The organism is Spongiivirga sp. MCCC 1A20706 (assembly GCF_046524175.1).
Lineage (GTDB): Bacteria > Bacteroidota > Bacteroidia > Flavobacteriales > Flavobacteriaceae > Spongiivirga.
Genome location: NZ_JBEFZF010000009.1, coordinates 117,288 through 141,178, shown reverse-complemented (window position 1 = coordinate 141,178; position 23,891 = coordinate 117,288). Strand labels below are relative to the sequence as shown.

The window sequence follows — 23,891 nt, the reverse complement described above, 5'->3', positions numbered from 1 at the left end:
CCCAGAGTCTGTCATTGGGTATTCCGATCAATGATCAGATAGGTATCGGGGCCTCGGTGGTGAATGATCAGGTGTTTGTCCTGAATGAGACGGATGCCTACATCGACTTCTCGTATAAGCTGCAATTAACAGATAACACAAAACTCTACCTAGGGCTAAAGGCAGGAGGGTCTTTTGTAGATATTGATTTAAACTCGCTACAGATTACGAACGATCCGCTGTTTACAGAGAATGTGAGCAGCTTTAATCCGAACATCGGGGTGGGGGCACTACTGAGAGGCAGCAGTTACTACCTGACCCTATCGGCTCCACAACTACTCAAGAGTGATCGCTTTGAGAAACAGGCGGGTATTGCTACAGAGGCCACTGATGAGCTGCACTTCTTTGCAGGGGGTGGCTATCATCTACAAATCAACGAGAACCTACAGTTCACTCCCTCGACGATGGTGCGACTGGTATCGGGGAGTCCGACGACGATCGATCTGACGGGGACCTTTGATATCTACAAGCGTGTGGAGTTAGGACTGAACTACCGGCTGAATGAATCAGTGAGTGGACTGGCCTTTGTGAAGATGGCAGATTGGATGGCTTTTGGGTATGCGTATGACCGATCAACCACCAACATCGGAGACTACAGCAGAGGATCACATGAGGTACTTCTACGGTTTAATTTATAATAGATATCTAGGATATGAGAATAGCATACAGCAATACACTATTGGAGAAGACGATACCGCTATTGCTACTAATGGCATCAATAACGTTATTGATTTGGTTCGTTTATATCCTTTATATATTCTGCAATGCGATTTTCTAATGACAACAATTACAAAGCCCCATTAGTATTCTTGCTGATCTGTTTGATATGTATAGGGATATTGGTGGTGTTAATAGAAACTGGTGTATTAGGATACTTACATACACCATAACATTCTTGCGGAGCTAGGATTCAGTGTCAAATTTTGATTGATTAATTGAGTTTTTAGATTAGTAGATGAAAGCAGCATATTGGTTTATATGCTGCTTTTTGTTATTTAACACATCCTAAAGCAACTATTTAATCATATTAGTATCTATTTTCTAAAAAGTTAAAACAGTACTAATTCAGTGTTAAAGAGATACTTTTTTACACTTGAGGACGATACTATATATAAACGGGCTAAATATTAAATATGAAAAATGTAGCTAATAAAGACCACTATTCGGCACAAGAATTTGTGCGAGTATTATTTATGTTGGCGAGTTTGATAGGGGTGGGAGTATTAATGTACAAAGTACTAGTACTTTTTATTTCCTAACACCATATCAAAGGTTAGCAAGCTTTCTCAACAGCAATTACAAACAACCGGAACGCTATCATCGATAGGGTGCCGGTTTTTTTTATTCCATCCACGAATGGAGTAACAATTATACTTCCTTTTTTTACCTTAGTGTTTTCTTTGATACTAAATCAAAGTGCAAATATTCAACTAATTTAAGATCATGATAATAAGAAACTATGTAGTATTAGCGCTTGCAGCTTTGATGATGTCTTGCGGATCAACCCAAGTAGTAAGCACTGATGCCGAAGCGGCTAAAAAGGCTTCGCAACAAGAACCAACGGTTACCGTAGTCGATATCGATAGATCGAATCAAAATACCACAGCTGACAGTTCAGAAAACGCAACGTTGACGAATACAGCTGAAAAAACAATTCCTGGGTACTATGCGAAAGAGGGAGATGTGAAGAAGACTATTACCTATTTGGCATCTGATGAATTGGGAGGTCGAGAGGCTGGATCTTCGGGTATTGAAAAAGCGGCCCAATATATCGAGGCTTCATTTAAGTCTAATGGTATAGTTCCTTATTTCTCCTCCTATCGCGATGATCTTTCTAATTTTAAAAATTCGTTTAATGTTGTTGGATTATTGCCCGGTACTGATGCCACATTAAAGAATGAATACATTATAATAGGAGCCCATTACGATCACATTGGTAAAGGGAAAATAGTAAATGGCGATGCTATCGCCAATGGGGCCAATGACAATGCTGCTGGAACCGTAGCGGTGATGGAACTTGCTCGTTATTTTAGTAAAACAAAATCCAATAAACGCAGTGTTATTTTTGCGTTGTTTTCAGCGGAAGAAAAAGGATTGTTAGGTTCAAAACATCTGGCCAAAAAGCTAAAAGAACAAAACTTGAATCTGTATACGATGGTCAATTTTGAAATGATTGGCGTCCCGATGAAAGGAAAGGATTATCTGGCGTATATCACGGGATACAAAAAAAGTAATATGGCTGATGCCATTAATAGCTATGCCGGCAAAAAAGTGATCGGATTCTTGCCAACTGCATCCACATATGGGTTGTTTCAACGATCAGATAATTATCCATTTTACAATGAATTCAATGTGCCATCGCATACGGTTTGTACATTCGATTTTACCAACTTCGATTATTACCATCATGTAGACGACGAGGTAGCGCAAATGGATATCCCTCATATGACCAAGGTGATCAATGAAATGATTCCGCCATTGGCCACCATGTTTAATACACCAACTAGGGAAATTAAATAAAATGACTATGTCTGTTCGAGCGCAGTCGAGAACTATTCGAAACTCCAACGTATCAAGTGACCCCTCGACTACTCCCGATAGCTATCGGGAAGAGGAGACATATTTTTTCGGATTTAGAAACAACATATATGAACATAATCATCACAGGTACTAGCCGAGGAATTGGCTTTCAACTAGCACAAATTTTTGCTGATAAAGGACACCGTGTATTGGCCTTGTCTCGTAACAGCAAGCCTATAGACGATTTAAATAACGAGCACATCACGGCATTTCCTTTTGATTTAAGTCTTGATGCCGATCTTGATCGCGTGACCGATTTTGTCAAAGATGAATGGAACGGCAAGGTGCATATTTTGATCAATAATGCCGGTGCCTTATTAAATAAACCCTTTGCCGATACCACGGTGGCAGACTTCGAATACATCTATAAAGTAAATGTATTTGGTGTGGCTGAAATGACCAGACGTATAATTCCTTTTATGCCAAAAAGCGGACATGTAGTGACCATAAGTAGCATGGGCGGCGTACAAGGTAGTATGAAGTTTCCCGGATTGGCAGCCTATAGTTCTAGCAAAGGCGCGGTCATCACCTTGACAGAATTATTAGCTGAAGAATATAAAGAAAGCGGACCTTCCTTCAATGTGCTGGCCCTAGGCGCAGTGCAGACGGAGATGTTAGAAGAAGCATTTCCCGGTTTTCAAGCACCGGTAACACCAACAGAAATGGCCAATTACATTGTTGATTTTGCAATTACTGGTAATAAATTTTACAATGGGAAAATGTTGCAGGTTTCATCGACCACTCCATAATTTTCCAGATAATATGTCCATTCAATACTGTACTAACTAATATTACATATGGAAAAATTTAGCCTGAATGAAAGCTTGCGGATATACCTTCCAGGACTGTTCTTATCAATATTATTGTTCATAATTCTTAATGTTTCTTTAGATGGTGTGGAGATGATTCTTTTACCAGCGATATTCATTGCGTTATTATTCAATGTTATTTTTGGGAAGTTTCATAAGAAGTATTTTGAGAAACGAGTTGAAATAAAAGAATATAATAACCAATGGAATGAAATTATTTCCTTTAAACTCGGTTCAACAGATTTAAAGGCTTTAGAAACAAGCAATAAAATGCTTGATTTTATTGAGGGAGCATATTTTTCTAAGCGATATACCAGTGTGGAGCTTACTTATTTTCGATATCCTAAATCAATGGGAGTAATGTTCTACAATTTAATGATTGTTTGTTTTGTTGGCATTGGATTATCATTTGGAAAATTAGTATTCACATATCTAGATTCTCGATTAGAATTGATTCAAATATTCATAATTGTTGGTTTAGGGCTAGCGGCTTTTTTATTCTTCTTAGGGAGCAAGTATTTTTTTGATTCATCACTATACCGTGAATTAGCCTATTGGAGATCAATAAATGAAGATGAAGCAAAAGAAGTTTCTGAAATTTTAGAGTTGTGGAAACTAAATAATATAAATAATGTTGAGGAAGATCATTAAAATGATTGACTTTTATACATAGAATCACATATTTTGCAACTACAGGTAACAAGTTTTACAATGGGAAAATGCTACAAGTTTCATCGACCACTCCGTGATGCGAAATACGAACAAATTACTATACAAGAATGATCAAGTTTTTTAGAAAAACCCGTCAAAAACTGCTTTCGGGAAACAAGTTCAAGAAGTATTTAATGTATTCATTGGGAGAAATTATACTGGTTGTGCTTGGGATTCTTATTGCCTTGACCATCAATAATTGGAATGAAAATAGTAAAAAGCTTAATGAAGAAGCCATATTGCTAAACTCCCTTGAACAAGATTTTATTGAAAATAAAAAAAGACTCCATACAACGATCGATTATCAAAGACAAATGATTCGTTTTAGCAATAGTCTTATCCAAATTATTACCAGCGATCAACTACAAACTGTAAGTCAAGATTCGATATTGAAGTTGAAAGCGTTCGGAGCGAATTCTTGGTTTAGAGCGGAGTTGGTTAATAGCACCTTTGAAACGGTAATTAGTTCAGGAAAAGGCGATGTGCTGAGAAATTTGGGTCTTAAAAAAATGCTGATTGAGTTTTCAACCGATTTAGAGTCGGGTTTTGAAGATGACTATGAAAGTAAAGAGTGCCTGGTGTATATGAATAACATTTCATACCCCTACGAACAATATTTTATGGGTCAAGAAGATCAAGAATCTTTTGGGATTGAGATTTCTGAAGAAGCGGTAAGCGAGTCTGTTTATGAACTGTTTTCGAACAAAGCATATTTAGGGGCACTGATAAATAAAACGGGAATTGAATCAGGAAGACTCGATTATCAAAAAAAACTGCTGGATCAAACTGATGCGATATTAGCGGAAATTAGACTTGAAAAGGAATAGTAGCGATAATTTGATAATGATCTTCGCGTTGTATACTTTATAAAACAAACTACTGGAGAAAACATGTTCATCAAGAATCATCAGTCAATTTTGGGTGTGCTTAGCTTGTTAGTAGCACTTTCTTTAGTTACGGCCAGCTGCACGAAAAAAGAATCATTTCCACAAGAAATCGTATCCTCTGATATTGATAATTTCTGGGAGGCCTATGATAAAATTCAATCGACTAAAGACAGTGCGACCCAACGACAATATCTTGATGAGCTATTCATTAATAAAGCCTCAAGAGGACAACAAGCGCTCTTTGAAAACCGACGCTATCAGCCGGAAGAATATATCGAGGCAATGAATAGCTATCCCAAATTTTGGAATTCCTTACGAGCGAATACCCAAAATACAGCCGATTTTAATGCTGAAATCAAAGAAGGCGTCAATAAATTCAAAGCGATTTATCCCGACTTAACGCACTCGACTATCTACTATACTATGGGGGTTTTTAGAACGCCGGGAACCGGTTTCGATGATTTGGTATTAATTGGCAGTGAATTCGCATTAGGTGATACTAAAACGAATAGCGAAGAATTTCCCGAAAACCTTTCTCATCTCACAACCTATTATCAGACCAATCCCACAGATAATATTCAATTTTTAAATGTGCATGAATATGTGCATACCCAACAACAACCCATTGTAAACAACATTTTATCAGAAGTACTGTTTGAGGGTATTGCCGATTTTGTAGCCTATAAAGCTACGGGTAAAGAAAGTCCATTTGCCTATGTGAATTATGTAAAGAATAATGAGGATAAGGTGAAAGCGCTGTTTGAAAAACAGGTCTTTAATTTTAGAAAAGGAGGCGAATGGCGTTGGAACAGTGCCAATAATCAATTTGGTGTCAGCGATGTTGGTTATCAGGTAGGTTTTAATATTGCGCAGGCGCATTATGATCAGGCCGAAGACAAAACACTGGCCATCAAGCAACTTATTGAACTAGATTATAACAATGAACCTCAAGTGGAGGCGCTCATTGATAGTACCAACTATTTATCAGCTTCTATTAAGGAGCTATTTGAACAATATCAGGCGAGCCGACCACGGGTGGTATCGATAAAAGAATTTAAAAACGGCAGTCAAAATGTAAACCCAAATACCACAACAATTACTGCTGTGTTTTCAATGAAAATGAACCCGGGAATTCGGTCAACCGGATTCGGTGATTTGGGTAGAGAGCACTTTCCGAAGGTAGAAAGTATTGACTTTGCTGAGGATGCCATGTCGGTTACTTATAAAGTGAAGTTAGAACCCAATAAGCGCTATCAAATCATGTTAGAAAATGGATATCGCACCGAAAATGATGATATGCTGCACTCCTATGTCATCGATTTTAAAACGGCAGCGAAGTAGTTGGTCAAATGAAACCTTTAAGAAATTAATGGGATAATTTTCATCGAATATCATTAACTTTCAATGCATCATCACATCAAAAAATGAAAATCCTATCCCGAGGAGAATATTACGGTAATCAAAATTCAGAGAATACTTTTAATGGTGTTTTATTGTCGCAGTACACCTACACTGCCGAAAGAACCGACTGGCACTATCATGAAAATCCTTATTTCATGTATGTATTGCAGGGTAATATGAAAGACTGTAATACCAGGGTGAAGACGCTTTGTCCTTCGGGCAGTTTAATGTTTAATAATTGGCAAGAGCCGCATTTTGGCTCCAAACATTCAGATCAGGCTAGTGGTTTTCATTTAGAGTTTGAAAAAAACTGGTTGAAAGAAAAGGACATAGCTTTCGATTTATGGGAAGGCAGCCAGCTTATTCAAAACCCACAACTGCATGTGCTGTTCGCACAACTGTATCATGAATTTGTATTGTCCGATAGTGTTAGTACTGTTTCGGTTGAGTTGTTATTACTTCAAATCTGTAATGCACTCAGTGATCAAAAGCATCTCGATTCGCTTGAAAACCCGGTGTGGATCGATCATTTAAAAGAACTACTGCATTACGATTCAACTAACCTAAGCTTGGATTATTTGTCGGCTACCTTAAACGTGCATCCTGTGCATATATCTCGGGCTGCACCCAAATACCTAAAAATGAGTTTGGGGCAATACATGCGGCAACAAAAACTTAAAAAGACATTACCCTTATTGTTAGACTCCGCACTTAGTTTAACGGAGATTGGTTACCAGGCGGGCTTTTCTGATCAAAGCCATTTTAATCGTGTGTTTCGGGAGCACTTTAATATGAATCCTAGTCGGTATCGAAAAATGATTAAGAATAGGGGCTAAGCTTGAATTTGATTTTTGCTGTTGCAAGATTATAGCGAATACACCCCTCTATCCCGATAGCTATCGGGACTCCTCAAAGGGAGACTTTTTTGTTCTCTTCCATGGAGGGACGGTCCTGATAGCTATCGGGAGGGGATGGATGTCTTTGACTACAATGGTATTTTAAGAACAAACCCCCAATGTTAATCTCATACAATTTCTGTTATGAGTCGGGTAGTATATTTGTGACTTAAATTTCATCAATCATGCGCAAATACCTCGCAATTTTTATCATCATATTATCAACCTGTATAAGCTGCGCTCAGCCTACAAAACAAAATTATCAAGGCGAGTGGGTCGGTTTTTTACCGGATACAACCAGTTTCAATTTTCAGGTCACTATCGAGAAGGTAACGGCGAATCGTTATCATCTTAGCATTACCAATAATCACATTACCATTGATAAGAACTTGCAGTCATCGAGCAAGGACAGTATCCGTTTGAATATTGATAATCAGTTGTTTTTTAATTTAAAACATGATGCCGATACCAAAGCGCTTACTGGTTTTATCAAAACGGGAAAATTTTTCTATCACGTACACTTCCCGGAAGTGGGTACCAACAAATTTAGCGGAGCCTGGAATGCATTTATGGCCGATAATGAATTGCAGTCTAACGATATTATGTTGTATGTAGAACATACCGATAATGGCGATATCATGGCCTTTCCTTTTTTTGGCGATCAGCGATTTCGGGGCATGTGGCCGCATAATTTTAAAAAACAAGGCGATACGGTGCTTTTTGAAGACAGCATGACCGGATTTAACCTTCGTGCAAAGTTACTAGAGAACACCATTGAACTAGAGATATTATTGACGGATGTGCTCATTGCAAAAACAAGCTTAACGCATACCGATGACGGTTGGGATTATAATCAAAAACCTAAAGAACAAGAACAAAATACCAACACGCCAAAAGATTTAAATGATGGCTGGAACACCTCGAGTATTACGGACTATGGTATCGATAAAGCAGGGCTAGAACGATTAATCGATAGTATTCAGGCGAATACATTGGTCAATACCCATAGTGTGCTCATTGCAAAAGACAACAAGCTGGTATTTGAGTCGTATTTTGACGGCCATAATGCCAACATTCCGCATGACTTGCGGTCGGCCTCCAAGAGCATTTCTTCTGCGATGATCGGCATTGCGATTGATGATGGTGTTATTAAAAGTGTTGACGAGAAATTATACGATTTTATACCGGCTAACTACCAGTACACTAAGGATGATAAAAAGTCAGATATCACCCTTAAAGATTTACTGACCATGAGTGGTGGTTTAGATGTCAATAATCTAGCGTCTGAAGATTATTACCAAAACCCAATGAGAAACAAGGGTAAAAAATGGCTGCAAAGTGTGCTAGAGGCCCCGATGGTAAAAACGCCGGGTACCTATGCCGATTATGGCTCTGCCAATCCCTTTTTATTGGGGGTGTATTTAAACGAACGCTTAGATATGCCGATGGAACAGTATATGCACCAAAAACTTTTTGAGCCTTTAGGTATTACCAATTATATCAATCAAACAGACGACTCGATGGTCATTCCTTATTTCGGGGGCGGTATGCTGCTAACCTCAAGGGACCTGCTAAAATTTGGACAGTTGTTTTTAAATAAAGGCCATTGGAACGGCAAGCAACTCATTTCTGAAAAATGGATAGCCGAGTCCTTTCAAAAACATATGCGGTTACAGGATGTACGAGACAAAAACCACTATGGGTATTTGTGGTGGCACGATACTTATGTAGTGAACGGAAAACCCATCGAGGCTGTGGAGGCACGAGGTGCCGGCGGGCAATTTATTTTCATTCTCCCGGAGCTAGAGTCGGTAGTGGTGATTACTTCCGGGAATTTTAGAAACCGAAAAGGCAACCAGGCACGGGATATTTTAAGAGACTATATCTTGCCCGCCATGCTGCATTAAAATGCAATCTAAATACCAACCTTTTTCTTGGTATGGCTTCCGTATCCCGGTCTTTTTAAAGCAGGACTAAAATAATAACCTTACATTGTCTTGATTTCGACGGTAAGATGAAGGCAAACCAACGGTTAAAAATTATACTAATAGTATGTGCAGCAATGGTGCTACTGCCTTTGCTGCTCATGCAATTGACCAATGAAGTGCAATGGTCAGGTATCGATTTTGTGGTAGCCGGGGTCTTGCTATTTGGCAGCGGACTCATATTAGAATTTATTTTGCGTAAAACAGCTGGTAAAAAGAAACTGCAGTGGCTGTTAATCATCTTATTGATTATACTCTTTTTGCTTATCTGGGCCCAATTGGCAGTAGGCATTTTCGACACCCCCTTGGCCGGAAGCTAAACTACCGACTCCCGATAACTATCGGGACAACTGACAATGAACTCACTAGAACGATTAAATACTACGCCTGTCGAATTATAACCTATAGTACACTTGTTATAAGTACTTTAGAAAGCGAAAAAAAGTGCTGATGTCCAAGATTATTTTCTGGATAAACGAGGCTTTGTTTTTGATATAATAAGTTGGCAGTGATTTGAAAACAAGATATAATAAAAGAAATAAATGAATGCAATAACAGCACTATTACAAACTGATTTTGGAAATCCAGATGGTTTGTACGACCATAATCTTGAAAATTATTTCTTTGATAATGAATATTGGAAAAAAATAGTTGAAGAACCAGCATACTTTATTATTGGAAGAAAAGGAACAGGAAAATCTGCCATTTATAATTGGATTAAAAACCGGGAAGCAGAAAAAGGAATGATAATAAGTAATTTATCGTTTAAAAGTTTTCCATTTCAAAAGCTGTTAAAATTAAGTGACGATGATTTTTCAAGACCAAATCAATATCAAAGCATATGGAAATACATTATTTTAAGTGAATTTGGCAAACAAATTGTTCTAGACGAACAAAATAAATTACTTCCTCATTATGAAGAGCTGTACGAGTTTGTAAACTATAGGTTTGGTAAAAATTTAAGAGATTTACATTCCAAAATTACGACAAGTACAGATAAAACTGAATTTGGTTTACAGTTTCGAGGGATTGGACCTAAAGGGGGTAAGGAGAAATCACTACAATTTGGAGATGAAATAGAAAATATTACAGAAATCAATGAACGATTAGAAGATTTAGTTTTAGATAATTTAGCAGAAACTCAAAGACCTTATCTAATACAATTTGACCAGTTAGACGATAATTATACTTTGTATATAGACAATAAAAAATATTTTGAATCTTTAATCAGTCTTTTTAAAATTATTTATTCTTTAAATTCCTCTTTATTACAATACAACAAAAACTCAAAAGTAGTTGCTTACTTGAGGTCTGATATTTTTAATCAATTTAGTAGTCACGACCCAGACAGTGCCAAATTTGACTTTCATACTTATAAATTAAATTGGACTATCATAAATAAAAATGATTGGACAAATCCAGCTTTATTGCAATTAATGAATATAAGAATAGAAAATAGTGTTGAAGAATTAAAAGGCAGAGGTTCATTCAATTATATTTTTAATAAAAAGTTTATTAAACTTCGTGAGAATGGAAAAAGTATTGACCCTTTCAAATATTTAATTCATAGAACTTTTCATCGTCCAAGGGATTTAGTCCAATTTTGTATTAAAATAAAAGAACAAGCCGATATATTAAACAAATTAGATTATCAAACGATAAATGCAGCGGAAAAAGAATATTCATCGTGGTTAATAGATGAATTAAAGAATGAAATATCACCTATCATACCTGCAACTGATACATTATTTGCTCTATTAAGAACATTAGGAACTGATACTTTCACTTCATACTATTTTAAGAAAAAATATCTCGAAACAGGTAATAAAAATATAAATAAAAGTCCAGAAGCTCTTTTAAGGTACTTGTATGAATTAGGAATTATAAGCAATATCCAATTTGGTAAAAATGGAACTGGATTATATTCTATAATTCGTAACGAAAAATCAAAATATGACCCAAAAATGAAAGCTGTAATTCATTCAGGGTTAATTAAAGGGCTTTATACATATTAAAAAAACTACTGCCAACAATGGCTATAAGTAATTGCTTGTTCTCGCCTACTTCTGAAAATCCGCAAGGATTTTCATCTTAGTGTTTAATTGCAAAGTTAGGTGCTAACCCACGTAACTACTTATAGCGAGACCGGTATGCAAGCTAAAAAACGACCAGATGATTGAAAGAATTTCGATAATTGAAAAATTTGGAGTTTTCAATGACTTTAATTGGAATCGAGATTCTTCGTTACAAGATTTTAAAGAAAAGAATGTTATTTATGGTTGGAATTATTCAGGAAAAACCACGCTATCGAGATTATTTTGCTCACTTCGAGACAAGACTATTCATTTAGACTATCCAGATGCAAAATTCAAACTGAAACTTGACAACAATTCTGAATTCAATAGTGAAGACTTAAACTCTTTTAGTACAGTAGTCTTCGTTTTTAACAAAGAATATATTGACTCAAAATTAACTTGGGATTCGAGAACTGAATTAGGAGAACCAATTGCATTTGACGTAGGAGAAAACACAACTATACGAACTGAAATTGAAATCCTAGAAGAAAAAATCCAATACGCAGAATTAAGAAAAGATGGAACACAAACACCAATAGATACTTTCAATGAATTTGAAAATTGGCGTTTTAGAGAAGAGAGTAAATCAATACGCCTAATTATATCTAATAACACAATTCCATTTGACAAAGGACATTTTAAATCAACTTTAAATTCAATTACGAAAGATAATATTGATTCTTTAATAATCGGAACCGATAAGGAAATTGAAGATTTAAAAGTTTTGGCTAATTCAACAAACGACTTCCAAGAATTTAGCGAGTACGAATTTGAAATCAATTTAACACACTTAAAGTCTTCTGTTTCTGCACTTCTCCAAGACGAACCTACTAAGGATGTAGTTATAGATATTTTAGAGAACAATAAAGATTTATATAAATGGGTAAAAGAAGGGCTAGAGTTTAATGAAAATAAAGATACTTGTTCTTTTTGTGAAAACCCTGTAACAACTGATAGAATTACTTCTTTGAACAACTATTTCTCAAATGCTTCGAAAGAATTAAGAGATAAAATTTCTAAACAGAGAGAGCTAATAGAAAAGGAGATTTCTTCTATCAATGCTTTGGAAATACCAAAAAGTAAAAATGACTTTACAGAAAAAGAAAGGGAAAATATTGATTTAAAAATTAAGTCTTTTGGACTAGCTAAAACAAATTACATTTTGGAATTGAATCACCTACTTCAAGAACTTTCCAGAAAAGAAGATGGTAATATTTTTAATTCCATTACCCTATCAGACACTAATTATGAATTGACCGAGCTTGAAGATTGGTTTACTAGTGTTAATGAAATCATTCAAAGACACAATTCCTTAATATCTAATTTTGAGACGGAAAGAAATGATGCACGCAACAAATTAAAAAAGCACCTGATTGCGAACTACTTAAAAAATGAAAGCTATTTCGATAAAAAGACCAAAAGTGAAAATGCACAAGACTGGCAAAAAATATACATTAACTATATAACTAGTAAATCATCTGTAAAACAAGAAAAACTAGACTCTTTAAAAACTATTACAAAAGGAAAAGATGAATTAAATAAATTCATTCAAAAATTCTTGAATAGAAATGATATCAAAATTGATGTAACGTCAGAAGATAAATTCATACTGTTACGTAAATCTAGACCGGCTAGAAACCTTAGTGAAGGTGAAAAAACCGCTATAGCATTTTCATATTTTTTGGTTCAATTGGAAAGTTTAGGAATCAATCAAATGAGAAATACAATAGTATTCATTGATGACCCTATTTCAAGTTTAGACACAAACCATATATCTCAAGTTTATTCCTTGATAAATTCATATTTCTTTAGAAAGAATATTGATGCAGAGAATCCAGAGAAAGTAATTAACTGTTTTAAACAACTTTTTATCTCGACACATAACTTTGAGTTTTTCTCATTTTTAAGAGATTCAACTCAACTGAAAAAAAAGAAAAGAAGAACAAACCCGAGAACAGGAGAAAAAGAAGATGTTCCGAATTTTGGGCTCTATCAAATTCAAAAGATTGACACTGACAATTCAATTCTGAAAGGTTTAGGTAAAGCTTTAAAAAGATTTAAGTCTGAATACATCTACTTATTCAGCCTAATTTACCAATACAAAAATGAAATTGAAAATGGCGGAGAGGTTTATGATATTCTAATTCCGAATGCGCTAAGAAGATTTTTAGAAATATATACACTAATGAAGATTCCTAATGAACCTGATAGTGTGGAGAATCGAATAACAGAGTTAGTAGATGATATTAACAATTTTAAAACACTCAATCATTTCTCGCACTTTACATCATTTGAGAAAGCAACAAGACACGATGAACTGATAATGGTCCTGCCAACAGCTTGTAATGAATTATTTAAATTATTGGAATTGGATGAAAAACATTTTGAAGCTCTTAAAAAAGCTATATAAAAGAGCCAGCATGCAACATGGTATATAAGTAATAGAGGCTCAATTCCCAACTCTTCGAAGTCCCGATAGCTATCGGGAGCAACTTCGAAGCCTTCCCATTATCCGTAATTTAAGAAACCCGCCTCCTCCTATTGTTGCAATTGATACATGGTATAGGGTGCAATACATACCCAAATAAGGACCAACACCCAAACTCTTCCTTTTACAATATCATAATCATCTAGTAGTTTATTCCAAGAATGTCCCGCTACATAATGCCCAAATAAAAACTCAAAAATGACGGTGAGCACCAACCATATCAAACCAATCATGATGGCCTGTTTGGCTGAGGTTGGAAACCAAATCTTAATCAAAATCCATACATACACACCAAATAATATGATCATGCTAGCGGTTGACAACTGATGCGCTTGCAGTTCATTAAAGCGACTTGCTAAGAATTTCTCCCGAAACAATCCGTTGACAATAGCAATAACAATCATCGGAAACCAGGCTATAATATACTTCCACATGGGTTGCGTTTTCTAAATTGGTAATCAATGGCAAACCTATTGAATGTGAGACCCGTTTTCTATGATTTTTGTCATTAGCTGTTTTATAAATGCCTATGGCTAATTAGGTTAACACTCAGCGCTTCAAAGTTTTTTAGTACAAGGCAACAATGATATTTTTTCGTTATTTTGATTCAGATCATGAATACCGAATTACAACAACATATTGAATTACTTTTTGGAAGTATTGGTGTGATATTGGGCCTGTTTTTCTCCATATTCCTGCTTATTTCCCGAAAAAAGCAACCCAAAGCCAATATCTTTTTAGCCATCTATTTAATAGCCTTTAGCCTTCGTATAGGCAAATCACTGTTTCATAATTATTTTGAAATAGATGCTACCTTGAGAACATATTTTTTAACCATACAGTTATGTATTGGTCCTTCGCTATTACTGTATTCTTCCTATCTATTCAAAAGGGAAATAACCAGCTTTCATCGTGCATATATTCACTACATCCCATTTTTTGTGCTACTGAGTATTGCCTGGTTGATACCCAATAATGGTAATCCCATTTTCGGCATATTTTATACTATTTTAATTGCACACATGTTTGGCTACACGCTATTTTCACTTTTTTGGTTAAATAAACCTACTAAGAGAAAAGCGACGCCGGGAGATCATAAGATTAAAACATGGCTTCATTACTTCTTAGGGGCAAATCTGTTGGTCATCATATTATATTTTTTAATATCAGAGATGATTATCCCGTTTTATTTAGGACTGTCGTTCTTATTTTCTTTGGTCATCATTTTCTTTTCATTTTGGGCACTTAAAAATCCGTTTTTATTTAGGGTGCCTGCAGAGAAATATAAGCATTCACCCATCGATGATGCCGAAGCGTTTCAATTAGTAGAGCGATTAAAAAAGTTAATGAACAGCGAAAAGCCATATCTTAATCCTTCACTTACACTTCTGGAACTTAGTACCAAATTAGCGGTGTCTTCCAAAGCGCTGTCGCAAGCAATTAATCAAACAGAATCATTGAATTATTCACAATTTGTTTCAAAATACCGTATTGAAGAAGTGAAACGATTATTAAGATCAGATTCGCACGCCAAATTTACCATTGCTGCCATAGCCTATGATAGTGGTTTCAATAGTATTTCTTCCTTCAATGCCGCTTTCAAAAAACATACCGGAACAACCGCCCTAGACTTTAGAAAGGCAATACAAGCCGATTAGTGTATTCGTAACCTTAAGAAGTCCTTTTAAATTATCAATAGTGTTGCCAGCATCATGATATTGGTAGGATGAGAACTATCCTGTTCCCATATTTACGCCAAAATAAGTATTATGAAAACAGTAGTATATCTATTAATTGCGACCGTTCTTTTTTCTTGTAAGCAACGGCCCGAAGAAATTCCCCATTATTTAAGAAAAGACAATTTCACAGTGCTGAGGGTAATCATTAAAAATGACAGCAATCAAATTTTAATGATCGGCGGAAAAGATTGGTGGGGAATGCCCTATGTAAACCTATCAAAAAGGCAATTTTTAAAAGAGGCCATCGATAGCATGGCAGTAGAACATGGTATTGAAATAGAAAATATTGAATTCAGGGGACAGTTCTGTTTCAAATATGATTACAAGCCCAACATGACATTCCGTAACTACTATGTAGCGCACTATAAAAGTGGAGAAATAAAGGTGCCAAAAAATACGCTAGAAGATGAATTTGAGAAAATAGAATGGGTTGACGAAGGCGAAGCAATCGAAAGAAATGGGAATACCGGGATAAAGGAAATTACCAGGCATATACTCAATAATCCAGATGAGGTGTGGGGAGGGTCTTTTATGGTCAGTCATACAGAAGATGACCACCCGACAACAATGGTCGAATCGTTCTATCCGCTATTTCAAAGTCGGCATAAAAAATAACATTATTGTCATATCACTTAGGGAGTCTTCAGCCTGCATAGCGCATTGCCGATGAATTCCTTAATCGGGATTCATCGCAATTTGCTATCTTTCGGTTAAGTCAGAAAATAACATCCACGGTTTTTCGTACCATGCTATTATAAGCGCAGTGGTAGGTTATGGAGACCATTAGAAATACAAATGGACTCATATCAAGAAAAACAGACAATAAAACAACGTATGGAAAAACACTTTGAATTAACCAACAGTGAATTTGAACAACAATTCAATACCTGTGAACTGCACCCTTCATATTTTACCCACGAGGCGCATTTAAGACTTGCATGGATAAATATTTCTAAATACGGAATTGAACAGGCTATAAAAAATATACAAAGGCAACTCATAATCTTTGTGGAATATGCCGGTGCAAAAGATAAATACAATATGACCTTAACCATTGCGGCTACAAAGGCAGTATATCATTTTATGCTCAAATCTGGTAGTGCTACTTTTAAGGATTTTATGGAAGAATTTCCGCGGTTGAAAACAAATTTTAAAGATTTAATGGCTTGTCATTACGGATTTGATATCTACCATGCTGAAAAAGCTAAAAAGGAATTTTTAGAACCCGATTTAGTGCCATTTGATTGAAAACTGAAATGCCATTTCTGTCAGCATCGGCTATCTGCAATTACTGGTGCTATATAACCGCTTAAGATCCTTACTAATTTTCAGGTTAGTGTGTACTTGTAAATTATATGCTAATCCGAACAACTACTCATCGTCAAACCAGTTAAACATCATTGCAAATAACACTATGAAATTTAAGCTTCTTATGTTCCTTTCTATAGTTTTAATGGCATTTACAATGGTCGACATCGCACCTAACCCGATTAGCGCGAATGGAATTTTAACCAAAAGTGATGTCAAAATTCGTATGGAATCTGAAAACGTTCAGGTTGAACTGTACAAAGAACACGCTATAGTTGAATGCACTTTTGAAATGGTTAATTATGGAGACCACACTGATTTAGAAGTGGGTTTTCCGGTAATGGATTTTCACCATTGGTCACTTGGTACATATGCAGTGGACGATAAATCTAAATTTAAGATTGAAGTAGATGATTTCGAACTGGAAGAAAGTGATATCAAAGTACCGGAAGAGTTGGATAGTATTTACAGTGTTTTCAAGAACAAGTGGATGATGAATAACGAATACAATCGAAAAATAGATAGCCTGTACAAATCGAACAATGTAAAAAAGTTAAAAAATGGCACATTAAGCTATTCAAAAAAGACAGATTATAAAAAAGTAAATAAAACTCGTGACGCTCTTTATAATAAGTATTCATCAAGTTTCAGCATATCGGGCGATTTAATTTCAAAATTTGAGGAATTAACTAAAGAAAAAAAGTATCCCTGGTATGTTTGGAAGGTGACTTTTAAAGAAAACGAAAAAAGGACGATTAAGGTAAAATATCAACTTCCGTCAGGAATTGCTTACAGAAATCAATACCGTTATTTTAAATACATTTTACACTCAGGTGCAGGATGGTATAAAGACATTGGTAAAGCAACAATAACATTGCATTTAAACGATTTTAGTCTAAGTGATAGCAAGGAAATATCCCCGGAGGGATACACTATTGACAAAGCAAATAATACCATTGAATGGAATCTGCTCAACATAGAGCCGACAGAAAAGGACGATATCTATTTTCAATATGCGACCTCTGAGGACAAAAAGATATATAACAAAGCAACCCGAAAGCGAAGAAGACAACTAAAAAGACTTAGTAAAAGGAATAAGAATTGAAAACTACACGGCGCAACAATGCATAAAAACAAAAGGGATTTTATCACGTAATGTAAATGGAAGAACTAAAGGTTAAAATCAAGTGCGAAGATAATTTTGAGATTTCTGGGAAATTATTAAAACCAGAAAGAATTAAATCTGCTGTAATGATCGCCCCGGCCACAGGAATCAAAAAAGAATTTTACGCTGCATTCGCTTTTTTTCTTGCAGAAAATGGATTTGCTACATTAACATTCGACAACAGGGGCATTGGTGAATCTAAAGGAAATGCTATCAACGCTTCCAATGCATCGTTGACCAATTGGGGGAAATTAGACATGACAGCAGCATTGGAGTATTTAAAAAGCGAAATCCCATATTCTGATTATCATCTTATTGGGCATAGCGCTGGTGGACAATTAGTTGGATTGATGAAAAATGCGAAAGAACTCAAGTCAATGTTTAACTTTGGTAGCTCATCAGGAAGTTTGCATTATTCAAAATACCCCTTTAGACTAAAATCTTCCTTTTGGCTAAATTGTTACATTCCTATAAGCAATCTGATATTTGGACATACAAAATCGCAATGGGTTGGGATGGGAGAGCCACTTCCAAAAAATGTTGGAAAGGAATGGACTAAGTGGTGCAATGGAAAAGGCTATGTAAAAGTGGATTTAGACACTAAAATAAAAGAACATTTGTACAATGAACTGAATTTACATTCACTCTGGGTGCATGCAGCAGACGATCCAATTGCGAATTATGAAAACGTTCAAGACATGATTCGGGTTCATCCTAATATTCGATCAAAGATACGGACGCTATCACCTGAAGAATACGGATTTAAGGATATTGGACATATGAAATTTTTTAGTAAAAGAAGAAAGGAACTATGGAGTTTGGCCACAAAATGGTTAAACGAAAATTAAGTACTGTATACAACCAGTATACCCTAAATAATACATGAAAAACTTTAAAACGATACAAGAATATTCAAAGGCAACGGGAATCCCCAATGCTAAACACGAGCATTTTGTAGTTAGAAGTTTTCAAGAGAATATGCCTACCGTTGTCCATAAAATGCCCGCTTTTCGACATGCTTTTTATGCCATCGCTTTAAAAATGAATGGGGATGGGAAAGCCGTATCCAGTCATTATTCAGAATTTCCAGAAGGCTCGGTGGTGTTTTTCAACTCGCCCTTTCAGATGTTGTCTTGGGATATTGCACCAAATTGGGAGGGGTTTTACGTTTTAATGACGCGAGACTTTTTAGCACAACACACTATTTTTAAAGACTTCTTAGAACGGTTTCCTTTTCTTAAGATTGATAAAGCCATTCCCTTTCAAGTCAACGAACAAGAAACCAAAACGCTGTTGAACATCTATCAACAGATTAATGAAGAGTATCACAGTGATAAGCTTGACAAATTTGATTTTATTAGTGCTTATGTGCTGTTGCTTTTAAATCATGTTAAACGGTATTTTCATAAAGAAACATCGGCAGAAAAGGCCAGCCAAATCATTAGAACGGCCGATTTGAAATTAGTAAGTCGTTACCAGGAATTAATCGAGCTTCATTTTCGAGAAGATAGGCATTGGGATGATACTAAGAATGTGCACTCCCCAAGTTTTTATGCCGACATATTGAACATACATCCAAACTATTTAAATGCCATTGTAAAAAATAATTTAGGGATTACTGCATTACAATATATTCATAAACATCTATTGCATCTGGCAAAATCTTACCTTACCCAAACAAAGCTTAGTGTAAAAGAAATCGCCTACCAGCTTCAGTTTGATTCGCCGAACAATTTCAACAATTTTTTCAAAAAGCACACTCAAAATACACCTGGCAAGTATCGTAAAGCTGCCAATATTTGAAATTCATACTTCTTGATTTGTTTTCATAAATAAGTCAGCGCTGTCCTGTTCGCATCTTTGTATCAACAAAAAATAAATGATATGAAGAATTTAATGATCGTCTTAACAAGCCTTTTTGTGATGACCTTAAGCGGACAAGAAATGAGAAATATTCAAGAAACCATCAGTACCCTTTTCGTTGCAACAGATAATAATAATTGGCAGGAGGTGGAAGGGATTTTTGCTTCAAAAGTATTGCTAGACTATTCGTCTATGACAGGAATTGAAGCATCGAGAGTTACCGCAAAAGAGATTGTAAAAAGCTGGAAGCACATACTTCCCGGTTTTGATCATACACATCATCAAATAGGCAACTTTATTATTGAACAGAAAGGAAATACTGCAAAAGCATTTTGTTACGGTACGGCTACTCATTATCTGGAAAATGAAGCGGAAAACCTATGGACGGTTGTGGGTAGTTATGATTTCGATTTAATAAAGGAAAAAGAAGAATGGCTAATTACTAAAATGACCTTCAATTTCAAATACCAAACAGGAAATATAAAGTTGCCACAATTGGCATCTAAAACATTAACATCTAAAAAATACATCATGAAAAAAGTAACATTTCAAAGTGGAGGCTTAGACCTCGTGGGCGACCTTTATCTACCAGCAAATTATGAAGAAGGAAAACAATATCCTGCGGTTCCGATATTAGGACCGATGACCTATGCTAAAGAGCAGGCGCCAACTGAATATGCGAAAAGATTTGCAGAAAGGGGCTATGTAGCATTAGCATTCGACCCTCGTTTTAGAGGGGAGAGCGCGGGTGTTCCTAGAGAATTGGAAGACCCTATTGCGAAAGTAGAAGATGCAAAAGCGGCAGCCAAGTATCTCGCTGCCCTTCCAATGGTCAATGATGCACAAATTGTTGGATTTGCCCTCTGTCAGGGCAGCTCAGAAATGCTAAGAGCCGTTTCAGAAGATGACATCTTTAAAGGATTAGTGACAGTAGCGGGCCATTATCGCGATCGAGAGGGCGATATTCAATGGATGGGAACAGAGGAAGCGCTGGAAGAACGAATTGCTGCAGGAAAAGTAGCACTCAATACTTTTAAGCAAACGGGAAAAGTAATCAACGTTCCAGCTGTCGACTCGACCAGAATGGACGTAGGCATGCCAGGAAAGTTTGTTTGGGATTGGTACCATACCTGGTCGGACAAAGGAATTTGGACCAATAATTATCCCAAAATGAGTGATGCCCTACTTTTTGAGTACGAGTCGCTAACGGCAGCCCAAAAGCTCGACAAACCATATTTGATGATTCACAGTGATAATAGTTTCTTGCCGGATGCAGCTAAAAGACAGTTTGAAGCAGTACCCATAACCAAGAAAAAACTACAATGGGAAGGGGAAACAGGACATCTTCAATATTATGATGACCCTGAAGTTTTAGATAGGACGGCAAATCAAGCCATCGCATGGTATAATGCTATATTTGAATGAAATAAAATTCATCGCTCAGCGAACGTATAGTATTGTTATAAAACATACGATCATCGCACTTAATAATTCATAAAGCAATGGTGGTTTGAGATACACTCAAACCGCCATTGTCATTTAATAAGTATCTTGCAATGTGAAAAAGTAGTGGTGATAATGTCCGCTATGACAAAACAGTTGGACTTAATTTTAAAGAATGAAAATACTGTTACTTGGTGCTACCGGTAGAACAGGAAAATTAGTGCTGGAAAAAGCCTTAGAAAAAGGACATAGGGTACATTGTCTTTCTAGAAATTCGCAGCGATTAACCACACAAAACGGACTAAAAATCTTCGAAGGAGACCCGAGTAAAAGTGCTGATTTAGAAAAAGCAATTTCCGGCTGTAATGCGATCATCAGTGTTTTAAATATTTCACGAACATCCGACTTTCCTTGGTCCAAGTTAAGAACACCTGCAACCTACCTTTCTGAGGTGATGCAATTATTGATACCAATTGCTGAAAAGGAACATATTAATAGAATTTCAATTTGTTCGGCATGGGGAGTGGCCGATTCGAGAAAGGACATCCCAAAATGGTTCAGGTGGTTTATTGACAATAGTAATATTGGAGTAGCTTACGAAGATCACCATAGGCAGGAAAAAATCATTGTGGAATCAAATCTGGACTGGACCATTGTTCGCCCAGTGGGACTTATGAACGCGAAACGCACTGAAAAAATTAAAGAAACTTTTGAGAACAAACCGAAGCCAAGCTTATTGATAAGTCGAAAAAGTGTCGCTACCTATCTTTTGGATAGCCTGAACAGAACAGATCTGGTTCAGAAAAAAGTGGTGATATCAAAAAAGTGAAAAACCTTTTACAACAAGGTATATAAAACATTGATGGTTGAATCATTAAAATGGAACATACGTTCATAATCAAAATCCGTTTTTTTAAGTAAATTTCAACAATAGAACCAGCTTTTAACTCAAGGCGAATTAAACAGATTAACCAATGAATGATGCTATCGAAATACCATTGAGTAAAACCAAAATACTACTACTATTAATTGGTGCAATCGCTTTTGTTATCTTGGGAGTAGCATTCACGATAAGTCCGGGAACTTTTCAAAGTGGAGTATTTAGAAGTTCAGAAATCATTCGAATTATTGGAATCGTATCAGTAGTGTTTTTCGGACTATGTTTGCTTTTTATAGCAAGAAAGTTGGTTGATAATAAAGTTGGATTGACAATTGATCAGTATGGTATTACCGACAATACCAATGGAACCAGCGTCGGGCTTATTGAATGGGACGACATTACCAATATTAGAACCATACAAATCGCTTCCACAAAAATTATGATGCTCGATACCGATCAACCTGAAAAGTATATGGAGCGTGCAACAAATGCAATCTCAAAAAGAGCCATGAAAGCAAACCATAAAATGTATGGTTCACCGCTATCGATTGTTTCAAATTCACTGAAAATAAAATACAAGGATTTAGAAAAGCTCATCTGGGAAGAATTTGATAAAAGAAGAAAATAACAAACTACTTTATATATTCTATATGGTGGCGCATGAGCAAACTGGTTAGTTGAACGATTAATCCCTACATTTATAAATCATAATAAATTCAATTTTGAATGAATAAACCGGTAAAAGTATTTGCGCTGTCGCTAACAGCTTTGCTATTGCTAGCGTACCTTGTTTTTGGATTTTTAAAAAGTAAGGATGATGTTTCTGAAAAAAGCGAAGCAACACAGGCAGATGTAACCTTTGATACCTTGGTCTGGTCAGATGAGTTTGATGGTGAGGGCGCCATTGATGAGGAAAAATGGTTTCATCAAACACAGCTTCCTCCTGGTGGAAGTTGGTGGGGTGGCATTATTCAGCATTATACTAACAAAGAGGCTAACTCGTATTTAAAAGATGGTTATTTAAACCTAGTTGCTAAGAAAGAAACGTTTAGTGATCAGGGAGAGACCAAAGAATATACTGCTGCGAGATTGAATTCGAAATTTGCATTTACCTATGGTCGGGTAGAAGTTCGAGCAAAACTCCCTACAGGTAAAGGAACCTGGCCAGCTATTTGGATGCTAAACACCAATATTGATGAAGATGGTGCTTATTGGGACAATAAGGGTTTTGGAACCACCAAATGGCCCAAGTGTGGTGAGATTGATATTTTGGAACACTGGGGTAAAAATCAAGATTATGTTTCGAGTGCCCTGCACAATGGTGCCAGCTATGGCGATCATGTGAAAAATGTGGGTGGGCAACAAATTACAGGCGCTTCAACAGAGTTTCATGATTATACTTTTGAATGGACTGAAGAAAAAATGACCTTTAGTGTTGATGGTATTGAGCATTTTAGATACCAACCCGAACATAAAAATGCGGATACTTGGCCCTATGATTCGGACTATTATTTTATACTAAACATTGCTATTGAACCCAATATAGACCCTGATTTTATTGAAAGTCCGATGGTAGTCGATTATATAAGAGTTTATCAGTGAGTGATTAATAAAAGCTAGAC

General features: G+C 36.1%; 24 protein-coding genes. 23 read left to right on the top strand and 1 reads right to left on the bottom strand.

The genetic code is table 11. From position 1 onward, the window contains the following. The 13 genes from ABN763_RS17970 to ABN763_RS17910 form a co-directional block, all read left to right on the top strand. On the top strand, positions 1–677 hold a 677-nt coding region (locus ABN763_RS17970; RefSeq protein ID WP_410486887.1), incomplete at its 5' end, for a type IX secretion system membrane protein PorP/SprF. Beyond that, a complete protein-coding gene (locus ABN763_RS17965; protein ID WP_410486886.1) occupies positions 649–843 on the top strand; it encodes a hypothetical protein in 195 nt (64 codons plus the stop codon). The genes ABN763_RS17970 and ABN763_RS17965, both read left to right, overlap by 29 nt. A 329-nt stretch (positions 844–1,172) precedes the next feature. Beyond that, positions 1,173–1,298 carry a hypothetical protein gene (locus ABN763_RS17960; protein ID WP_410486885.1) on the top strand — a complete coding sequence of 42 codons (126 nt, stop codon included), beginning with the start codon at positions 1,173–1,175 and terminating at the stop codon, positions 1,296–1,298. A gap of 184 nt (positions 1,299–1,482) precedes the next feature. Continuing rightward, positions 1,483–2,559, top strand: coding sequence for a M28 family metallopeptidase (locus ABN763_RS17955; RefSeq protein WP_410486884.1), 1,077 nt, complete (start codon positions 1,483–1,485; stop codon positions 2,557–2,559). Between the two features lie 128 nt (positions 2,560–2,687). Continuing rightward, entirely contained in the window at positions 2,688–3,368 is a 681-nt protein-coding gene (locus tag ABN763_RS17950; protein ID WP_410486883.1) for an SDR family NAD(P)-dependent oxidoreductase, read from the top strand. Between the two features lie 48 nt (positions 3,369–3,416). After that, positions 3,417–4,079: a hypothetical protein gene (locus ABN763_RS17945; RefSeq protein WP_410486882.1), complete on the top strand. Its 663-nt coding sequence runs from the start codon at positions 3,417–3,419 to the stop codon at positions 4,077–4,079. Positions 4,080–4,207: 128 nt separating this feature from the next. Continuing rightward, entirely contained in the window at positions 4,208–4,966 is a 759-nt protein-coding gene (locus tag ABN763_RS17940) for a DUF6090 family protein (RefSeq protein ID WP_410486881.1), read from the top strand. 63 nt (positions 4,967–5,029) lie between these two features. Next, positions 5,030–6,367, top strand: a complete 1,338-nt coding sequence (locus tag ABN763_RS17935; RefSeq protein WP_410486880.1) for a hypothetical protein — start codon at positions 5,030–5,032, stop codon at positions 6,365–6,367. Between the two features lie 83 nt (positions 6,368–6,450). Next, positions 6,451–7,263, top strand: coding sequence for a helix-turn-helix domain-containing protein (locus ABN763_RS17930; protein WP_410486879.1), 813 nt, complete (start codon positions 6,451–6,453; stop codon positions 7,261–7,263). A gap of 245 nt (positions 7,264–7,508) precedes the next feature. After that, a complete protein-coding gene (locus tag ABN763_RS17925; protein ID WP_410486878.1) occupies positions 7,509–9,230 on the top strand; it encodes a serine hydrolase domain-containing protein in 1,722 nt (573 codons plus the stop codon). Between the two features lie 107 nt (positions 9,231–9,337). Continuing rightward, a complete protein-coding gene (locus tag ABN763_RS17920) occupies positions 9,338–9,628 on the top strand; it encodes a hypothetical protein (protein WP_410486877.1) in 291 nt (96 codons plus the stop codon). A 222-nt stretch (positions 9,629–9,850) separates the two neighbouring features. After that, positions 9,851–11,323, top strand: coding sequence for a P-loop ATPase, Sll1717 family (locus tag ABN763_RS17915; protein WP_410486876.1), 1,473 nt, complete (start codon positions 9,851–9,853; stop codon positions 11,321–11,323). 157 nt (positions 11,324–11,480) lie between these two features. After that, positions 11,481–13,793, top strand: a complete 2,313-nt coding sequence (locus ABN763_RS17910) for an AAA family ATPase (protein ID WP_410486875.1) — start codon at positions 11,481–11,483, stop codon at positions 13,791–13,793. 128 nt (positions 13,794–13,921) lie between these two features. Here ABN763_RS17910 and ABN763_RS17905 read toward each other — a convergent pair whose 3' ends face one another. After that, entirely contained in the window at positions 13,922–14,305 is a 384-nt protein-coding gene (locus ABN763_RS17905) for a hypothetical protein (RefSeq protein ID WP_410486874.1), read from the bottom strand. Between the two features lie 180 nt (positions 14,306–14,485). Here ABN763_RS17905 and ABN763_RS17900 point away from each other — a divergent pair, with 180 nt between their 5' ends. The 10 genes from ABN763_RS17900 to ABN763_RS17855 all read left to right on the top strand — a co-directional run bounded on the left by ABN763_RS17900 (position 14,486) and on the right by ABN763_RS17855 (position 23,871). Beyond that, entirely contained in the window at positions 14,486–15,529 is a 1,044-nt protein-coding gene (locus ABN763_RS17900; RefSeq protein WP_410486873.1) for a helix-turn-helix domain-containing protein, read from the top strand. Positions 15,530–15,640: 111 nt separating this feature from the next. Further along, positions 15,641–16,225, top strand: a complete 585-nt coding sequence (locus ABN763_RS17895; protein ID WP_410486872.1) for a hypothetical protein — start codon at positions 15,641–15,643, stop codon at positions 16,223–16,225. A 219-nt stretch (positions 16,226–16,444) separates the two neighbouring features. Continuing rightward, positions 16,445–16,858, top strand: a complete 414-nt coding sequence (locus ABN763_RS17890; RefSeq protein WP_410486871.1) for a hypothetical protein — start codon at positions 16,445–16,447, stop codon at positions 16,856–16,858. A gap of 166 nt (positions 16,859–17,024) precedes the next feature. Then, positions 17,025–18,023 (top strand): hypothetical protein, encoded by a 999-nt coding sequence (locus tag ABN763_RS17885; protein WP_410486870.1) that lies wholly within the window; start codon positions 17,025–17,027, stop codon positions 18,021–18,023. 56 nt (positions 18,024–18,079) lie between these two features. Further along, positions 18,080–18,931: an alpha/beta fold hydrolase gene (locus tag ABN763_RS17880; protein ID WP_410486869.1), complete on the top strand. Its 852-nt coding sequence runs from the start codon at positions 18,080–18,082 to the stop codon at positions 18,929–18,931. A gap of 34 nt (positions 18,932–18,965) precedes the next feature. Next, on the top strand, positions 18,966–19,886 hold the full coding sequence (locus ABN763_RS17875; RefSeq protein ID WP_410486868.1) for a helix-turn-helix domain-containing protein: 921 nt from the start codon (positions 18,966–18,968) through the stop codon (positions 19,884–19,886). Positions 19,887–19,967: 81 nt separating this feature from the next. Then, on the top strand, positions 19,968–21,371 hold the full coding sequence (locus tag ABN763_RS17870; protein WP_410486867.1) for a nuclear transport factor 2 family protein: 1,404 nt from the start codon (positions 19,968–19,970) through the stop codon (positions 21,369–21,371). A gap of 193 nt (positions 21,372–21,564) precedes the next feature. Then, positions 21,565–22,218 carry an NAD(P)-dependent oxidoreductase gene (locus ABN763_RS17865; protein WP_410486866.1) on the top strand — a complete coding sequence of 218 codons (654 nt, stop codon included), beginning with the start codon at positions 21,565–21,567 and terminating at the stop codon, positions 22,216–22,218. Between the two features lie 145 nt (positions 22,219–22,363). Further along, a complete protein-coding gene (locus ABN763_RS17860; protein ID WP_410486865.1) occupies positions 22,364–22,897 on the top strand; it encodes an STM3941 family protein in 534 nt (177 codons plus the stop codon). 98 nt (positions 22,898–22,995) lie between these two features. After that, a complete protein-coding gene (locus tag ABN763_RS17855; RefSeq protein ID WP_410486864.1) occupies positions 22,996–23,871 on the top strand; it encodes a glycoside hydrolase family 16 protein in 876 nt (291 codons plus the stop codon). The last annotated feature ends 20 nt before the right edge of the window (positions 23,872–23,891 follow it).

Bases quoted from the DNA above. Each gene is read 5' to 3' on its own strand.
- ABN763_RS17965 (WP_410486886.1), top strand. From the start codon at position 649: ATGAGGTACTTCTACGGTTTAATTTATAATAGATATCTAGGATATGAG.
- ABN763_RS17960 (WP_410486885.1), top strand. From the start codon at position 1,173: ATGAAAAATGTAGCTAATAAAGACCACTATTCGGCACAAGAATTTGTG.
- ABN763_RS17955 (WP_410486884.1), top strand. From the start codon at position 1,483: ATGATAATAAGAAACTATGTAGTATTAGCGCTTGCAGCTTTGATGATG.
- ABN763_RS17950 (WP_410486883.1), top strand. From the start codon at position 2,688: ATGAACATAATCATCACAGGTACTAGCCGAGGAATTGGCTTTCAACTA.
- ABN763_RS17945 (WP_410486882.1), top strand. From the start codon at position 3,417: ATGGAAAAATTTAGCCTGAATGAAAGCTTGCGGATATACCTTCCAGGA.
- ABN763_RS17940 (WP_410486881.1), top strand. From the start codon at position 4,208: ATGATCAAGTTTTTTAGAAAAACCCGTCAAAAACTGCTTTCGGGAAAC.
- ABN763_RS17935 (WP_410486880.1), top strand. From the start codon at position 5,030: ATGTTCATCAAGAATCATCAGTCAATTTTGGGTGTGCTTAGCTTGTTA.
- ABN763_RS17930 (WP_410486879.1), top strand. From the start codon at position 6,451: ATGAAAATCCTATCCCGAGGAGAATATTACGGTAATCAAAATTCAGAG.
- ABN763_RS17925 (WP_410486878.1), top strand. From the start codon at position 7,509: ATGCGCAAATACCTCGCAATTTTTATCATCATATTATCAACCTGTATA.
- ABN763_RS17920 (WP_410486877.1), top strand. From the start codon at position 9,338: ATGAAGGCAAACCAACGGTTAAAAATTATACTAATAGTATGTGCAGCA.
- ABN763_RS17915 (WP_410486876.1), top strand. From the start codon at position 9,851: ATGAATGCAATAACAGCACTATTACAAACTGATTTTGGAAATCCAGAT.
- ABN763_RS17910 (WP_410486875.1), top strand. From the start codon at position 11,481: ATGATTGAAAGAATTTCGATAATTGAAAAATTTGGAGTTTTCAATGAC.
- ABN763_RS17905 (WP_410486874.1), bottom strand. From the start codon at position 14,305: ATGTGGAAGTATATTATAGCCTGGTTTCCGATGATTGTTATTGCTATT.
- ABN763_RS17900 (WP_410486873.1), top strand. From the start codon at position 14,486: ATGAATACCGAATTACAACAACATATTGAATTACTTTTTGGAAGTATT.
- ABN763_RS17895 (WP_410486872.1), top strand. From the start codon at position 15,641: ATGAAAACAGTAGTATATCTATTAATTGCGACCGTTCTTTTTTCTTGT.
- ABN763_RS17890 (WP_410486871.1), top strand. From the start codon at position 16,445: ATGGAAAAACACTTTGAATTAACCAACAGTGAATTTGAACAACAATTC.
- ABN763_RS17885 (WP_410486870.1), top strand. From the start codon at position 17,025: ATGAAATTTAAGCTTCTTATGTTCCTTTCTATAGTTTTAATGGCATTT.
- ABN763_RS17880 (WP_410486869.1), top strand. From the start codon at position 18,080: ATGGAAGAACTAAAGGTTAAAATCAAGTGCGAAGATAATTTTGAGATT.
- ABN763_RS17875 (WP_410486868.1), top strand. From the start codon at position 18,966: ATGAAAAACTTTAAAACGATACAAGAATATTCAAAGGCAACGGGAATC.
- ABN763_RS17870 (WP_410486867.1), top strand. From the start codon at position 19,968: ATGAAGAATTTAATGATCGTCTTAACAAGCCTTTTTGTGATGACCTTA.
- ABN763_RS17865 (WP_410486866.1), top strand. From the start codon at position 21,565: ATGAAAATACTGTTACTTGGTGCTACCGGTAGAACAGGAAAATTAGTG.
- ABN763_RS17860 (WP_410486865.1), top strand. From the start codon at position 22,364: ATGAATGATGCTATCGAAATACCATTGAGTAAAACCAAAATACTACTA.
- ABN763_RS17855 (WP_410486864.1), top strand. From the start codon at position 22,996: ATGAATAAACCGGTAAAAGTATTTGCGCTGTCGCTAACAGCTTTGCTA.